14 protein-coding genes are annotated in these 15,311 nt (G+C 40.7%); 5 read left to right on the top strand and 9 right to left on the bottom strand.

Features of this window, described 5'->3' with window-relative positions; translation table 11 throughout:
• Positions 1 to 15 precede the first annotated feature (15 nt).
• Together QVH07_RS05660 and QVH07_RS05655 are read right to left on the bottom strand one after the other, a co-directional pair.
• Positions 16 to 3,546, bottom strand: a complete 3,531-nt coding sequence (locus tag QVH07_RS05660) for a T9SS type A sorting domain-containing protein (protein ID WP_289999182.1) — start codon at positions 3,544 to 3,546, stop codon at positions 16 to 18.
• Between the two features lie 83 nt (positions 3,547 to 3,629).
• Positions 3,630 to 4,721 carry a DUF1573 domain-containing protein gene (locus QVH07_RS05655; RefSeq protein WP_289999181.1) on the bottom strand — a complete coding sequence of 364 codons (1,092 nt, stop codon included), beginning with the start codon at positions 4,719 to 4,721 and terminating at the stop codon, positions 3,630 to 3,632.
• Between the two features lie 70 nt (positions 4,722 to 4,791).
• Here QVH07_RS05655 and trpS point away from each other — a divergent pair, with 70 nt between their 5' ends.
• The gene (trpS, locus tag QVH07_RS05650) at positions 4,792 to 5,766 is read left to right on the top strand and encodes a tryptophan--tRNA ligase (protein ID WP_289999180.1); all 975 of its coding nucleotides are present in this window, start codon (positions 4,792 to 4,794) and stop codon (positions 5,764 to 5,766) included.
• Positions 5,767 to 5,814: 48 nt separating this feature from the next.
• Here the strand turns inward: trpS and QVH07_RS05645 are convergent, their stop codons facing one another.
• Positions 5,815 to 6,237 carry a hypothetical protein gene (locus QVH07_RS05645; protein ID WP_289999179.1) on the bottom strand — a complete coding sequence of 141 codons (423 nt, stop codon included), beginning with the start codon at positions 6,235 to 6,237 and terminating at the stop codon, positions 5,815 to 5,817.
• Between the two features lie 81 nt (positions 6,238 to 6,318).
• On the bottom strand, positions 6,319 to 7,287 hold the full coding sequence (locus QVH07_RS05640) for a zinc-dependent alcohol dehydrogenase family protein (protein WP_289999178.1): 969 nt from the start codon (positions 7,285 to 7,287) through the stop codon (positions 6,319 to 6,321).
• Positions 7,288 to 7,414: 127 nt separating this feature from the next.
• On the opposite strand from QVH07_RS05640, the gene QVH07_RS05635 reads away from it, so the two are divergent.
• From QVH07_RS05635 to QVH07_RS05620, 4 genes are read left to right on the top strand one after another with little or no spacing between them, the layout of a single operon-like run.
• On the top strand, positions 7,415 to 8,182 hold the full coding sequence (locus QVH07_RS05635; RefSeq protein ID WP_289999177.1) for an SDR family NAD(P)-dependent oxidoreductase: 768 nt from the start codon (positions 7,415 to 7,417) through the stop codon (positions 8,180 to 8,182).
• A 9-nt stretch (positions 8,183 to 8,191) separates the two neighbouring features.
• A complete protein-coding gene (locus tag QVH07_RS05630; protein WP_289999176.1) occupies positions 8,192 to 9,400 on the top strand; it encodes an acyl-CoA dehydrogenase family protein in 1,209 nt (402 codons plus the stop codon).
• Between the two features lie 3 nt (positions 9,401 to 9,403).
• Positions 9,404 to 10,432 carry a phosphotransferase family protein gene (locus QVH07_RS05625; protein WP_289999175.1) on the top strand — a complete coding sequence of 343 codons (1,029 nt, stop codon included), beginning with the start codon at positions 9,404 to 9,406 and terminating at the stop codon, positions 10,430 to 10,432.
• 1 nt (position 10,433) lies between these two features.
• Positions 10,434 to 11,312, top strand: coding sequence for a 3-hydroxyacyl-CoA dehydrogenase (locus tag QVH07_RS05620; protein WP_289999174.1), 879 nt, complete (start codon positions 10,434 to 10,436; stop codon positions 11,310 to 11,312).
• A 9-nt stretch (positions 11,313 to 11,321) separates the two neighbouring features.
• Here the strand turns inward: QVH07_RS05620 and trmB are convergent, their stop codons facing one another.
• The 5 genes from trmB to QVH07_RS05595 are packed head-to-tail and all read right to left on the bottom strand — an operon-like array spanning position 11,322 to position 15,310.
• Positions 11,322 to 11,981 (bottom strand): tRNA (guanosine(46)-N7)-methyltransferase TrmB, encoded by a 660-nt coding sequence (gene trmB / locus QVH07_RS05615; protein WP_289999173.1) that lies wholly within the window; start codon positions 11,979 to 11,981, stop codon positions 11,322 to 11,324.
• Positions 11,982 to 13,268 (bottom strand): bifunctional folylpolyglutamate synthase/dihydrofolate synthase, encoded by a 1,287-nt coding sequence (locus tag QVH07_RS05610; RefSeq protein WP_289999172.1) that lies wholly within the window; start codon positions 13,266 to 13,268, stop codon positions 11,982 to 11,984.
• A 3-nt stretch (positions 13,269 to 13,271) separates the two neighbouring features.
• Complete coding sequence (locus tag QVH07_RS05605) at positions 13,272 to 14,228, bottom strand: energy transducer TonB (RefSeq protein ID WP_289999171.1); 957 nt, start codon at positions 14,226 to 14,228, stop codon at positions 13,272 to 13,274.
• Positions 14,229 to 14,618, bottom strand: coding sequence for an ExbD/TolR family protein (locus QVH07_RS05600; protein WP_289999170.1), 390 nt, complete (start codon positions 14,616 to 14,618; stop codon positions 14,229 to 14,231).
• A gap of 2 nt (positions 14,619 to 14,620) precedes the next feature.
• Entirely contained in the window at positions 14,621 to 15,310 is a 690-nt protein-coding gene (locus tag QVH07_RS05595; protein ID WP_289999169.1) for a MotA/TolQ/ExbB proton channel family protein, read from the bottom strand.
• Position 15,311: the final 1 nt, after the last annotated feature.

Below are 15,311 nucleotides of genomic sequence, written 5' to 3'. Positions count from 1 at the left end.
TTTGATCGCCTTTCTTTATCTCTTTATAATTTTACCTATGTAGAGTTTCTGGGAATCTCCGATTATCCTTATGAAATAAACCCCTTGAGGAACCAAGTCTAAGGAAAGATCAAACTCAGTGTTTGAAAGTGCATTAACCGTTATACTCTGGGTCACTGATTTTCCTTCTACAGAATAAATTTCCATACTGTTCATCTTAAAAGTAGGGTCAGAATCTATCTTCACCCGTGCTTTTGAATCTGCTGGATTGGGATAGATGACCAATTGTTCCGCTTTGACCACCGGTCTTCCAAAGAGACCTGAGATAGTCACCTCAACTGCAGGAAGTTTACTTGCACATCCATTTTCATTAGTTAATTGTACTGAGTATTCACCGGATTCATCTACTAATAAAATTTGACCAGTTTCGCCATCCAGAATTTCATCGCCTTTGAACCATTGGTAAGTAAAATCACCACTTGGGGCAATTAATTCTTCTCCATTCTCCTCAATCTCACCTGTTGGAGCCTCTAATACGGAAACTTCAAAATCCATGGATTCCCAAAGACATCCTCCTTCATATCGGATCAAAGCCGAATACACTCCCTGCTCTGACACGGATAGGGTTTTGTCATTTTCATCTGGTATTTCTTCACCGTCCAGTCTCCATTCCAACACCTCAAACTCGGCATCGGAGTCAAGAGTCAAGATTCCTTCTTCTCCTTCGCAGAACTCTGCATCTCCAGAAATTGTCAATGGGGCGCTTACCTCACCTTTTACTGTAACTACCGCTACTTTCTCGGTTTCATTTCCAGATTGATCTTTAGCGAGAATGACAATTTCAACTTCTTTACCTATGTCCTCGCAGTTAATCGAGTTTCTTGAAAGGATTACCTCCTCAATACCACAATTATCACTCACTGAGGTAACGAAATCATCAGCAACTAAGGTGATTCCACCGAGAACCCGATCAAGGGTGATTTCTAGATTCTGTACTTCTAATTCAGGTGAAATTTGATCTCTCACAAAAATGGGTAGAGAGAATTCCCATGCGTTTTCCATTTCATCCTTTACAAGAATTCCAATTTCCCTGTCACCTAAATCTTCACAGGTGAAAAGAGATTGACTTGTTTCCACAGTGAACTCTCCTTCCTCAGGAGGCCAACTTTCAAACAAATCTTCAGGGGTAAGTCCTGCAATTCCATCCTCATTTAAAGAAATGATAACCTCTTCTTTAAATGAAGGGAAAGGAAGTGGCTCTTGATTGATTTCAATAACTTCAGAGATCACAGGGCATCCCGATAAAGGTTCTAACTCAGCAAAGTATCTACCCCCTTCCTCAATTTCAATCACTTTCCCTTTAAGGCCCTCTAACAACTCCCCATCCTTGTACCAAGCCATGACCTCATAATCAAACTCATCTCCGAGCTCAAGCATGGTGGTACTCTGTTCGAATAAGATTCCAGCTGAAGAGAGAGAAACTGTATCTGATGGGACCCACCTTACAAGGAGAGTACCCGTATCAGGTTCGGATTTATTTCCTGACTGGTCAACAGCCACTGCAGTTATTTCGATAAACTTTTCAACATCTCTCCATCCTATATCTGTACAGGTTATCTCTTCCTTAGAAAGTTCAAAGTCATAGGAGGTAGTACAATTATCATAGTCGATTATTGGGTCAAAATCGAAAATTATAAGTTCTACTGAACCTCTAAGTGGGTCAAAATCAATGTCAGCTGCGGTTATATCCAACTGTGGAGCTATTGTATCCAAAACATATAAATCCAAAATGGACTCCATAGACTCATTATTCTGTCTATTAGTAGTTGTGATCTTTACTTCATTTTTACCAAGGTCTAGACAATTAAAAATAAAACCTCTTGATGACTCAAACTCAAAAGCCTCTGCCGGAGGATTAACCAGAAAATCCTCTGGTTCAAGTGTTGCAGTCGCGGAAAAAGAAGGTGGGAAATCCCCGCTGGAACTAACATTATTTAGATAAATCGCCACTGAATCCCTTATAGTAGGAAACTCTAAATCATCAAGTTCTTCCAATTCCAAAATGAATGTCCCGAAGGTTTTATCCGAATGGACCACCTGATGTGGAATATTCCCTTTGGGTTGCAAGGACTCGTTCCAGGTCATCGGAAATGTAATGGATCCTCCTCCATATTCTCCTGATACTGCTTGGTCTTCATCAAATGGGTTTTGTACATCCCTAATTAAATAGCGCTGACCTTCGATAATTCCCTCTCCAGAAAAATCTATGGCAACCTCATCCAGACCTTCAAGGTTCAGAATGGTCACATAGTATAAACTGGGATCATATGCGTTTTTGGTCACCAGTACCTCAGTACTTTTATCTGGTGAATTCAGTAAAGTACTTCCTGAATCAAACCCGTACTCATCCTTCCAACCTTGAAAAGTCAAATCATCGAATGCACTGTCTTCACCGATAATATTCACGTATTTGTTCTGATCCCAAGTGGCACTTGGGAAGGACTTATCATCATCATCTAGAAAGTTAACAAAGGCCCCGTGGGTGTTATAAAGGGTGTTGCCTGTGAGTCTAAGCCTCGTAAGAGGTAAAAGTTCAATTTGATTTCTACCTCCGTAGAGTACATTTCCAGTAAACCTGAAATCTGAGTTTGGGAAAAAAGTTCTTCCCAAAGTGACGTTGCTCACACCATTTGGCTGTAATCTTCCGCCTTGTAAATCAGAGTAGAAAATATTGTCTGAAACTCTCATTTCCAGACTAATATTATTTTGTGAGCCTATGCTAAAATTATGAGGAGGCCTAAACAATGCCGGTACAAAATCCACCGTGACCCCAGTATTAAAGGAGACATTTCCGGTCACGTTTACTCCTGCATTAGGAGGATTTGTGGTAAAAATATTTATCCCCTGAGAAGCATTTTGAAATACAAAGTTGTTCTGAATTATTTTCGGCCTATCCACGTCATCATGCTGTATATACATTCCATGACCCGTACCTCTGAACTGACCTTGGTAGCCATTATTAAAAATTACACAACCATAAACCTCCAGATTCAACCCAGTTCTCCAGAGCTCCAATCCACCTCCAACTACATCATAGACCCAGCAATTGATTAATTTATTAAAATCACCAAATACGGCAATTCCAGATTCATATGGGATTGTAGCATTGCCATTGCTTTCATCAGACTTTTTAATGGTAGATGAGGAGGTGACATGGAGCCCTACAAACCAGGTATAACTTCCATTTATTGTTAATGCCGTCTCAGCAGTCCTGTTTTTCCCAACATCAAATATTGCTTTGCCTGGGTTTTGGGCCAATACAATGATCGGGTTACCTTGGGAGCCACTGATTTCAGAGACATAATTTCCTTCGTAAGTACCATCCAGTAAAATTAAACTATCACCCGCGCTGATACCTGAAGAAATGCTTAAACCATGAGCAAGGGACCAAGGGGACTCTAAAGTTCCGGAATTGGAAGGGTCTCCATTTGGGGCAACAAATTTCTTTTCAGCTGAGGCACTGAACGCAAGAAAAAAACAAATGAAAAAAAATAAATCTCTTATCATGCAAGCTTACAATTAGGATTCCTATTTCCGGAAAGATGAATCACAGCCAGAATTTTATTAACGGAAACCTTAAGATACAAATATCATTGAATTCTGCTTTTAAGAATCAATGACTGAATTGGGTTTATTGGATCATTTGAAAAAACATAGATATTTCTTTGGTCACGACCAAATCTCCCCGAAGGATCGAAGATTACTTTTAGAATCAGTGATTGTCCAGGGGCTATTTTGTCATCATTCATTTCAAGCCTCATACAAGTGCAATTTCCCTGAACTTTTCTGATTTCTAATATTTCCTGCCCTCTGTTAGTCAATATAATCTCTTCTTCCTTTACCTCAGAATCATCAATGTCTCCCCAGTCTATTTCTTTTCTTGAAATGCTCAACTGTGGCACCTTTCGGAAATTTGCTTTTTCCACTGGAGGAAAATATTCAAAGACATCAGCAATTACGTCGACGATCACACTATCAGAAGAGTTCCACTTTAGAAATACCTGATCCTCGAAAAAGCCTAAATCACCTTTCTTTAAACCATCATAAGATAGACTAATTAATCCCCTACCTTGGGCTGGAATGCTGTCTGAGGCTTTAATTACCCCAATATGCTCAGCACCTGAAATGGCAATGCTATCCGCATAAATAGTTTCAGCCCCAAAGTTAAAGACTTCGACAGTCTTCAATTTGGGTTCATTGGTATAGACATTTCCAACTCTGACTTTCCCCTGCCTAAAACCTAAATCCAATTTTTTAACTGGGTAGTCAATCAATGGGTTGTCCGGATAGGGAATCGAATGCCCTTCTATGTATAGGGTATCTTCCAAAGACTGAAGATTTCCCTTGACAATGACCATCCTTTCAAAATCTCCAACCGCCGAAATTGGGTCAAACTCAATTTGAACCAACCCCTCTCCTCCTCGGGATAGGCTATCTCGTGTAAAGTTGGCGGTGGCACAACCACAGTCAGTGAGCACTTCCTCAATTAACAAAATAGAATCAGCGGTATGGGTAAATTTAAACTCTGCTATTTTCTTTCCTTCTTCTGCCAGAATAGTTCCAAGGTCGATTCTGTTAACCTCCCAAACAGCTTTATTCGCAATGCTTTCTTGTGCAATCGAATGGATTGAGAAAAGTGATAAAATCAGAAAGAATAAAGTAAATAGTTGGCTTCGGGTCATGCATGCAAATAACGAATAAATTCAGCCGAATTATAGGCTGATTTATTTAATTTGCGCCAAAATTAAACCAATGGCTAGAGTTTTAACAGGAATTCAAAGTAGTGGCAGACCGCATCTGGGAAATATTCTTGGGGCAATTGTTCCTGCAATTGAATTGATCAAAAAGAACGAAGAGGAATCCTTTATTTTCATTGCAGATATGCACTCTTTGACCAGCTCCAAAAATGCAGAGTTAAGAAGAGAGAATACCCTTTCCGTTGCTGCCGCCTGGCTTGCCTTTGGTTTGGACATTGAAAAGACTGTTTTCTATCGACAATCGAGACGCCCTGAGGTGGCTGAATTAACCTGGTATCTGAGTTGCTTCACCCCTTTTCCTATGCTGGCGAATGCCCATAGTTTTAAGGATAAATCCGAGAAACTTTCGGATGTCAATGCAGGATTGTTCACTTACCCCGTTTTAATGTCCGCGGATATTCTTCTTTATTCGGCTGATTTGGTGCCTGTAGGTAAAGATCAGATGCAGCATCTTGAAATGTGTAGAGATATAGCCTCTTCTTTTAATCATCAATTGGGAGAAGAAATTTTGACTTTGCCGGAGGCAAGAATCTCAGAGGAAGTAAAGGTGATCCCTGGAACGGATGGTCAAAAAATGAGCAAGTCCTACAATAACTTCATTGATATCTTTCTTCCTGAGAAAAAGTTAAAGAAAAATGTGAATGCCATTATTACGGATAGCACCCCGCTTGAAGAACCCAAGAACCCAGATACCTGCAATGTCTTCAAACTATACAGTCTACTAGCGGATGAGGACCAGATTCAGGAAATGAGAAGTAAATATCAGGGTGGGAATTATGGTTATGGCCATGCCAAAAAAGAATTTCTCGAACTGATATTGGACAAATATGCTGAAGAGAGAAAAGCGTTTGATCTCTACATGAGTAATCCTCAGGAAGTAGAAGCAAAACTCGCTGCCGGGGAAGAGCAAGCCAAAGCTGTGAGCATGGAATTACTCCACAAAGTCAGGGAAAAACTGGGATTTAATTGATAAAAAAACACCGGATAATTCCGGTATTTTCTTTTATATCATAGACTATTATCGACTTCGCCACAGATCCTTCATCTGCTTTCCACTTACGATCATTGAAAAGCGAGTTGGATTAGGAATCAATACAATTCTCACATCTAAATTTTCGAATTGTTCGGATTCAATAGGTACTCCTTGTTTACCTTCCACCTCATAGCTGATTATTCCTCTTGCATCCGGTAAAAGTGGTTTGTAAGTATTCGCAAGATATGCTGTTGGGAGAAGAATATCTGTATCAGAGAGAAGCTGCTCATGAATTTTCTCAAGTTTTTCTTCAAGTAGAGCCTCATATTCTTCGTTGAAATCATCTTCCAAGTCATGAAGCTCTTCTTCCAGGTCATCATAGCTTTCATTGCTATAATCCATGGCTGCCAGTTCATTTCTCTTTTCTACAATCTCCGTTAGGGCTTTATCAAGCTTATCAAAATCCATTTGCACTAATTTTATTTTGACTTACAAAGATGGCTATTCCTTATTTGAAGATGAATTTTTTTTCAAAAATTTCGAAAGGGATTAACTGACTATGAGAATCTTTCCATTTCTACCAGCAGTCTCATATGCTTCCAGTGCAGATTTGAAATCTTCCAAAGGATATTTGGCGGTCACATCCACTTTTTCGGAATTTTGAATCAAAAACCCAAAAACTTCCTGAAATGCCTTAGCTCTTTCGGATGCGGACATACTTTCCATATAGGTTGTCAACCAAAATCCTTCAATTTTCAAATTCCGGAAAATCAACAATCCGCTATTCATCGGAATATTTTCCAAACTCAGCAATCCAAAAACCATCATTTTGCCTCCTGGCTTTAAACTAGCCAAAGCTCGTGCTCCCAAAACACCCCCGACAGCATCAAAAACGACCGAAACTCCTTCTCCTGTTTTTTCCATGATGACCTTTTGGACTTTTTCATTTTCAGAATTCACCACAAGGTCTGCTCCTAATCTTTGAAGAACTTCCTTTTGAGCATCATGCCGAACGGTACATGCCACTTGTATCCCTTTTGCTTTGGCCATATGGATAGCAAACTTGCCAAAAGCAGAAGCGCCCGCAGTGATAAGTAACCAATCTCCTTCTTGCAAACCAGATTTCTGAATCATACCGTAAGCAGTCATCGGATTTACAAATGCCTGGCAAGCCACTTCATCCGGCATTGGCTCAGGAACGGGAATAACCATGGCAGCGGGCACGCAAACGTACTCCTTCCATGTTCCTATCGAGGTAAACATGACCCGGGTTCCTTTAGAAACTTGTCCTTCGGAATCACTTTCCTCTACCACGCCACACGCCTCGAATCCTGCGCTGCTAGGCAGTTTTGGAGTGATTCCATACATTCCTCTGACAAACATTATATCAGAAGGATTGATATTCCTAGCCGTCACCTTAACCAAAACTTCATGAGGCTTTGGCTTTGGAGTGGGTTCATCCACTAATTTTAATACTTGTTCAGGCATACCTACCTTCTCAAAAATCACTGCTTTCATCTGGTTTTATTTGAGTTTATAATTATCACTGTTTATTCTATCAAAACTATGGATATATTCTAAGTCCGGTTCCTCTGATGAGGTATTTTTTCTAACTTAAGATTTCAACCTTTAAAACAAGAGATTCATGGATTTGTCTTCACTTTTTTCACTTGATGGGAAAGTCGCATTAATCACTGGGGCCAGCAAGGGTATTGGCCTAAGCATTGCCACAATTTTTGCTGCAGCTGGCGCAAAAGTTGTCCTAAGCAGTCGCAAACAGGATGATCTAGATCGAGAATCAGCAAAACTTAATACTAAAGGATATTCTACAAAAGGCATAGCTTGTAATGTTGGGAATATGGAAGAGCTAAAGCACTTGGTAGACGAAACAGTAGCAACTTTTGGAGGAATTGATATCCTGGTGAATAATGCGGCTGCGAATCCTGTTTTTGGTCCCATTCACCATACAGACATCTCAGCTTTTGACAAAATCATGGATGTGAATTTAAAAGCTCCCTTTGAGTTGAGTAAGCTCTGCTTCCCACATTTGATCAAATCAGCTTCTCCATCAGTTATCAATATCAGTTCAATCGGTGGCTTATCACCCGAGCCCGGACTTGGAATTTATAGTGTAAGTAAAGCAGCCCTAATTTCCATGACCAAAGTATTTGCAAAGGAGTGGGGCGAGGCTAAAATCAGGGTGAATGCAATATGCCCTGGTTTGATCCAAACAAAGTTCTCTGAAGCCCTTTGGTCCAATGATAAAATCATGGCAATGATGATGAAGCAATTACCCATTAAGCGTGTGGGAACACCTGAAGAAATCGGAGCTATGGCACTTTTCTTAGCTTCTCCAGCCTCCACCTACACCACCGGATCGGTATTTACAGCCGATGGTGGATTTACGATCTAAAAAAAGAACATGACCCAAAGTAAATTCAAGGAGGTAGATATAGATCCTCTCCTATCGAAATACCAGTCCTTTTTGGAAGAACACTTATTTCCAAGGGATTTGGAACTGGTAACAAATCCGTTTTTCCAATCTGAGCCTTTATTGAATGAACTCAGACAAAAAGCCAGAGAACAGAATCTTTTCGCTCCCCATTTATCAGAAGAGGATGGCGGATTGGGGTTATCTCTAACAGATTTTGCAAAGGTTTCTGAAGTTCTGGGACAAAGCCCCCTTGGACATTATGTTTTCAATTGCAATGCACCTGACATCGGAAATATGGAACTGCTCCATATGTTCGGATCAAATGAGCAGAAAGAGAAATACCTAAAACCTTTGATGAGGGGAGATATACGAAGTTGCTTTGCCATGACTGAACCTGAGCATGCCGGAAGTAACCCCATCCATATGTCCACTACTGCCGTGCAGGAAGGGAATTTCTGGGTAATCAATGGTCATAAATGGTTTACTACATCTGCAGATGGAGCCCAATTCACAATCGTAATGGCTATCACAAATCCTCAGGCTGAGTCCCCTTACCAAAAGGCAAGCATGATCATTGTTCCATTGGATAACCCAGGTTTTATCAACGTTCGCAATATTCCAATCATGGGAGAAGCGGGCGAAGGCTATCTTTCACATAGCGAAGTTAAATTCCAGGATTGCAGAGTTCCATTAGATAATATAATCGGTGAGCCAGGTCAAGGATTTGCTTTGGCACAAGAAAGGTTAGGGCCAGGAAGAATCCATCATTGCATGAGATGGATTGGAATCTGTGAAAGAGTCTTTGATATGATGTGCAAGCGGGCAGTTTCCAGGGAACTAAACCCTCAGAAACCGCTGGCGGAGAAGCAGACCATCCAACATTGGATCGCTGAGAGTAGAGCCTCTATTAATGCTTCAAGATTAATGGTAATGGATACAGCGGAAAAGATGCAGCGGCTAGGCGCCAAAGCTGCGAAACAGGAAATATCTACAATCAAGTTTTTCGTGGCCGATGTACTTATGAAGGTAATCGATCGAGCTGTACAGGTTCATGGTGCTCTTGGAATTACTGACGACACCTTACTGTCTTTTTGGTATAGACATGAACGTGGAGCCCGAATTTATGATGGACCGGACGAGGTTCACAAATCGTCTCTTGCCAGAAGCATTTTAAAAAAATACCTACATAAAGGATAGGCCATGACAGATCAAATGGACCTCAACCCTTTGCGTAACTTTCTAGCGGATCACTTTGAGGTGGATTCTAAGGAGTTGGCTATTAGCCAATTTAAAGGAGGTTTTTCCAATCTTACCTTTTTAGCTCAAATCGGGCAAAAATCGATTGTTTTAAGAAGACCTCCTTTCGGTGAGAAGATTAGTAAAGCTCACGACATGAAAAGAGAGTTTTCTGTTTTGCAAGCGCTCAAAAAAGCAGGTTATCGTAAAATTCCCAATCCAATCTTTTTTCAACCAGATGAATCCATTTTCGGAGCACCTTTTTTCGCAATGGAATTTGTTGATGGAGTGATCCTTAGAAATAAATTCCCTGAGCTTAAAAGTTTCAGTGTGGAAAATTTTAGAAAGCTTTCTCAAGATTCGATAGATGTTTTAATCGAATTACACCAACTGGAACTTGATGAATCTGGATTGGGAAATCTTGGTAAACCAGAAGGTTATGTTGAAAGACAAGTAGAAGGCTGGTCTCAGCGATACTTCCGAGCAAAGACAGATGAAATTCAGGAAGTAGAAAAAGCCATTGAATGGCTTTTAAAAAACATACCTAAATCCAATCAATTAGGTTTCATTCACAATGACTACAAGTACGATAATGTGGTTTTAGATCGAAACTCCCCTCATGACATTAAAGCCATTCTGGACTGGGAAATGGCAACAGTTGGGAATCCATTAATGGACCTTGGAACCAGCTTGGCCTATTGGGCACAATCCGATGATCCAGAAATATTAAAGATGTTTAATCTTACTCATCTTCCTGGAAATTTCAGCAGAGAAGAGGTGGTAGATTACTATTTCAGCAAAAGCGATTGCAATAAAGAAAACATGGTGTTTTACTATGTTTTTGGACTGATCAAGGTAGGAGTCATTGCGCAGCAGATTTATAAAAGATTTAAAATGGGACATGCAAATGACCCTCGTTTTGCTGCTCTGATCCAAGTGGTCCAAGCCGCCGGAATGCACGCAATAAAAAGTATAGAAACAGATAAAATCTAATATGAAAATTGAAAATGTATGCATCCTTGGAGCGGGTACTCTTGGGACAAGAGTGGGCCTTCAGTCAGCCATTTCGGGTTACAATGTCTCCATTTATGACATCTCCCAAAAAGCTCTTGACGGGTCATTCCAAGTAATGAAGAAAATTCTTCATCAGCTAAAAAAGTCCGATCTAATCACTGAGGATGCCTCTGTGGAAGCTTTAGCCAAAATTCATTTCACTATGGATTCAAAAAAAGCTGTTGCCAATGCAGACTTAATAAGTGAAAGTGTCACTGAAGAAGTAGATATTAAAAAGAAAGTTTGGAAGCAGTTTGGCGAAATCGCACCCGAAAAAACCATTTTCACTACAAATACTTCCTACATGCTGGCTTCTATGTTTGCCGAAGATTCAGGAAGACCCTCTAAATTTTGTGCGTTTCACTTTCATGATGTCTTTTATTCAAGGGTGGTGGATATTATGCCACACCCTGGAACAGATGAAAGTTTAATTCCAATTCTTGAGGACTTTGGTCGAAGCATCAACCAAGTTCCGGTTTTTGTGAAAAAAGAAAACCCAGGATACATTTTCAATAGTATGCTTCTGGCACTGATTGGGGCTGCTGGTAGACTTTTAACCAATGAGATCGCAGAAATCGAAGCCATCGATAAATCGTGGATGGTCAATTTCCATATGCCAATGGGACCCTTTGGAATTTTGGACAGCATAGGCCTGGATACCGCTTGGCATGTGACTCATAATAGAAGGGATTCTGCATCTCAAGCCTTTGCAGCAAAGCTTAAGAAATACATTGATCAGGGGAAATTAGGAGAGAAAACTGGGGAAGGGTTCTATACCTACCCTAATCCCTCTTACAAGGACCCTGACTTCATCAAATAATCATAGCCATTAGATAAATTCAGCTTTTAGATATTTGATTCTCTCTCCCTTGGCGGAAAAAATACTTTCATATCTGGTCTGGATTCCATAATGCACATCCTTCCATTCGCTCGAATAGAAGTCATGGGTATGCAGGTGGATTTTAATGTCATCACGCTGCTGAAAAAGTTCCAAGGTATAGTCAAAAAGGCCCGAATTATCGGTCTTGAAATGGATCATCCCGCCTTTCCTCAAGAGAGGTTTGTACATTTCTAAAAACCGAGGAGAAGTTAGTCGTCTTTTTTCATCCCCATCTCTCGGAAAAGGATCAGGGAAGGTGATCCAAAGTTCTGAAATCTCATCTTTTTCAAAGAATCGATCTAGTTTCTCGATTTGAGTTCTAAGAAAGGCTACATTTTCCAACCCTTCAGCTATGGCCATGGTGCTCCCCTTCCAGATACGGCTTCCCTTTATGTCAACCCCCACGAAATTTTGGTCCTGAATCTGCCGGGCAAGACCTACCGTGAACTCTCCTCTACCACAAGCAAGCTCCACCACTACTGGATTATCGTTTTTGAACTGAACTTCATTCCAGTTACCAAGAATCTTTTCAAAGATTTCCTTCCCTTCCTGGATGACATTGTCGTTTTCTTCATTTTGCCTGAATCTGGCAAGCTTATTTCGGCCCATTTAAAGTTCTTCAATTTCTGCGACCACAAAGGTACTTCCTCCAATAAAAATCAGGTCATCCTCTGCGGCATTTCTTTTCGCATGAGCCAAAGCTGAATTGACTGAAGGAATAACTATTCCTTTTAAATCATGACGAGACGCAAATTCATTTAACTTTTCGGCATCCATCGCCCTTGGCAAATCTGCCTGGCAAAAAATATAATTTGCACTTTTTGGAAGCTTACTTAAAACTTTGTCTAGGACCTTATCTTCAACAAAACCTAAAACCATCCAAAGATCTTCATAGCTGTAAGTAGCTAATTGACTCAAAATAAACTCAAAGCCCGATTCATTGTGTCCTGTATCACAAATAATCATTGGACGCTCAGATAGAATTTGCCATCTGCCCTTTAACCCAGTTTGTTTTGAAGCCACAGATAATCCCTTTTTGACAGATTCATCTCCAAGTGACCAACCCTTACTTTTCATCACCTCCAGGGTTTCCAAAACTCCGGGCAGGTTGAATTTTTGGTAACTACCAAGTAAATCAAGATTTAGAGGCATGACTTTATCTCCATGTTCAACCTGAAATTCTGCAAGTCCATTGGATGATAAAATTGGGGTAACTTTCCAGTTTTGATCAGCAAAGGAAATGGGGGCTTCAAGGCCTTTTGCTTTGTTTTCGAAAACATCTGTAATTTCCTTCTGGGTTTGAGAAATAATCACCGGAGTTCCTGACTTTATTATTCCAGCCTTTTCTCCGGCGATCTCGGGAAGAGTAGTACCCAAATACTGCATATGATCATAACCTATCGTGGTAATCAAGCATGCTTCGGGTGAAATGACATTGGTACTGTCAAGTCGGCCTCCCATACCCACTTCGATTATTGCTATGTCTACCTTCTCATAAGCAAATTCCCAAAATGCCATAGCAACCGTCATTTCGAAAAAACTAGGTTTGAGCTCAAGGAGAAAATCACTTTGCTCCTCAACAAACTGAATCACTCTTTTTTCTTTAATAGGAATTCCATTAATCCGGATTCTTTCCGTAAAGGATTTTAGATGAGGGGAAGTATACAGTCCCGTTTTATAGCCAGCTGACTGAAAAACTGAAGCAAGCATGTGGGAGCTGCTCCCCTTTCCATTCGTTCCAGCTACATGAATCGATTTGAATTTGCTTTCCGGGTTACCCAGATGGGCACAAAGCTTTAAAGTGTTTGAAAGGTCTTTCTTAAAGGCAGATGCACCTACCCTTTGGAACATAGGAAGTGCAGAATATAAAAAGTCAATAGCCTCCTGATAGGTCATGGTTTAATCCACCTTGACAATAAAAGTGATTTTACCTGTAGAAAATTCTGCTGTGGGGCCGCCCTGTTTCTTGAATTGAACCCGGTTTACCACCTGACGATAGTAAGCTAAAACTTCGTTTGAGACATTGTATTCAAGGGGAACAGCCTGAACCACTTTTCCGGCGTCATCTACTGTAATCTTAAAAACTATTCGGCCATTTCTGGTAGATACCCTATCGTTGATTTCTGGACGTGCTGCAAAATCCCAACCTGCCAAATCAAGGCTATACCCTGAACCTGAACTTTCTCCTTTTCCAGAACCCTCACCCATGAGGGCTCTTCCATCTACGGTTCCTTTTGGATTTCCAGCATCTCCCTTTGTGTTTGAATCACCTTCAGCTCCACCAGAAGCAGCCTTATTACTTTTCCCGGAAGTTCCTCCAGCCCCAAATATTGCTCGTTCATCCACTTTTGGTTTTTCTGGAGCTTTTTCTACAGTCTTTTCTGCCTCGGCTTTCGCGGGAGTTTCTACTACCTCTTTTGGTTCTACCTTTTTCGGCTCCGGCTTCTTTGTACTTTCTACTGCTTTCTCTTCTCCTTTCAATGGGGATGGAGTTTTGGATACGGCCTGGTTAGTAGCTTGAGTAGTCTTTGGCTGAGGCTTAGCTGTTTCCGTTACAGGACTTGGTGCTGGGGTTTTAGGCTCAGTCACTACTTCATTCACCTCACCGGGAGCAGGGCTCTCATTAGTTTGGCTCGGCTGTTCAGAAGGAGGATTAGGATCGCTTCTTTCTCCAGAACCTGTGGGAGTAAATCCTAGATTTAGTTCTAATCCAAAAGTAGGTAAAGGAGGAATGGGTTGCTTCCAGACTACAATAAAGTAGAAGGCAATAAGCAAAAGAATATTAAAGATAAACGTAATTATCCCCGCCCTTTTACGGCTTTTATTCTCTTCCCTATCCGCGTCCCAGTATTCCATTTAGTATGGTTTTGTGGCTATAGAAACATTCGCTTCTAGTCCGGCAGCAATTCCACCAATTTCTACCAGATATTCTACAGGCACGTCTTTATCAATATGCAAGACTACCTGACCCTTTTTATCTGCTAAAAGACTGGTCAACTCTGCCTTTACATTTTCCCGACTTACTACCTTATCATTTACGGCAAATCGCAGGTCTTTAGTTACACTTACCGTTACTTCCTGCATTGCTATGTCAGAAGTTTCACTTGAAGGCAGGTTCACTTCTAATCCAGAAGGTGTGATAAAAGAAGAGGTAAGCATAAAGAAAATCAAAAGCAAGAAGATGATGTCTGTCATTGATGACATGCTAAAAGCTGCATTTACCTTATTTTTTGACTGAAGTCCCATGATTATTTATCCTGAAGTAAATCTATGAACTCAATGGAGGAATACTCCATATTATGGACAAGCTTTGATACTCTGGAAACCAAATAGTTATAACCCAAATAAGCCATGATTCCCACCACAAGTCCGGCAGCAGTTGTGATCATAGCCTCATAAATTCCTGTGGAAAGAAGCTTTGGTGAAACCATACCTTCTTCCTGCGCTACAGCAATAAATGCCTGAATCATACCTGCAACAGTTCCCAGGAACCCAATCATTGGCGCAGCACCAGAAACAGTTGCCAAAAGGTTTAGATTCTTTTCCAATTTATAAATCTCGATTTTACCGACATTTTCTATGGAGACTTCGATATTCTTCAATGGACTTCCGATTCTGTCCACTCCCTTAGCAATCATATTTGCTACAGGTGAATTTTCACTCGCACAGATGATTTTAGCCTTTTCTACCTGTCCGCTTTGGACGAGTACTTTTACCTGATCCATGAGATGTGCAGATGGCTTTGAGGCTTTCTTCAGTGTAATCATCCTTTCCACAAAGATGAAAATGGCCAGAATGAAGAGAAGATAAAGAGGTACCATCATGTAGCCTCCTTTGATCAAAAGATCGAGCAATCCAATGCTCTCATTGCCGGCGTTCATGGCCAGACTATCTGCTGCGGACATGGTGTCCGTAGAGAGGGTTTGAAGAAGAATCATA

Origin of the sequence: Algoriphagus sediminis (assembly GCF_030403435.1) — a bacterium.
In the GTDB taxonomy this organism is placed as follows: Bacteria; Bacteroidota; Bacteroidia; order Cytophagales; family Cyclobacteriaceae; genus Algoriphagus; species Algoriphagus sediminis.
Note: the sequence above shows the minus strand (reverse complement) of the source record. Positions and strands in the feature narration are given on the sequence as shown.

Excerpts from the sequence above, each read along its gene's own strand:
- QVH07_RS05660 (WP_289999182.1), bottom strand. The coding sequence starts at position 3,546 with ATGATAAGAGATTTATTTTTTTTCATTTGTTTTTTTCTTGCGTTCAGT.
- QVH07_RS05655 (WP_289999181.1), bottom strand. The coding sequence starts at position 4,721 with ATGACCCGAAGCCAACTATTTACTTTATTCTTTCTGATTTTATCACTT.
- trpS (WP_289999180.1), top strand. The coding sequence starts at position 4,792 with ATGGCTAGAGTTTTAACAGGAATTCAAAGTAGTGGCAGACCGCATCTG.
- QVH07_RS05645 (WP_289999179.1), bottom strand. The coding sequence starts at position 6,237 with ATGGATTTTGATAAGCTTGATAAAGCCCTAACGGAGATTGTAGAAAAG.
- QVH07_RS05640 (WP_289999178.1), bottom strand. The coding sequence starts at position 7,287 with ATGAAAGCAGTGATTTTTGAGAAGGTAGGTATGCCTGAACAAGTATTA.
- QVH07_RS05635 (WP_289999177.1), top strand. The coding sequence starts at position 7,415 with ATGGATTTGTCTTCACTTTTTTCACTTGATGGGAAAGTCGCATTAATC.
- QVH07_RS05630 (WP_289999176.1), top strand. The coding sequence starts at position 8,192 with ATGACCCAAAGTAAATTCAAGGAGGTAGATATAGATCCTCTCCTATCG.
- QVH07_RS05625 (WP_289999175.1), top strand. The coding sequence starts at position 9,404 with ATGACAGATCAAATGGACCTCAACCCTTTGCGTAACTTTCTAGCGGAT.
- QVH07_RS05620 (WP_289999174.1), top strand. The coding sequence starts at position 10,434 with ATGAAAATTGAAAATGTATGCATCCTTGGAGCGGGTACTCTTGGGACA.
- trmB (WP_289999173.1), bottom strand. The coding sequence starts at position 11,981 with ATGGGCCGAAATAAGCTTGCCAGATTCAGGCAAAATGAAGAAAACGAC.
- QVH07_RS05610 (WP_289999172.1), bottom strand. The coding sequence starts at position 13,268 with ATGACCTATCAGGAGGCTATTGACTTTTTATATTCTGCACTTCCTATG.
- QVH07_RS05605 (WP_289999171.1), bottom strand. The coding sequence starts at position 14,228 with ATGGAATACTGGGACGCGGATAGGGAAGAGAATAAAAGCCGTAAAAGG.
- QVH07_RS05600 (WP_289999170.1), bottom strand. The coding sequence starts at position 14,618 with ATGGGACTTCAGTCAAAAAATAAGGTAAATGCAGCTTTTAGCATGTCA.
- QVH07_RS05595 (WP_289999169.1), bottom strand. The coding sequence starts at position 15,310 with ATGATTCTTCTTCAAACCCTCTCTACGGACACCATGTCCGCAGCAGAT.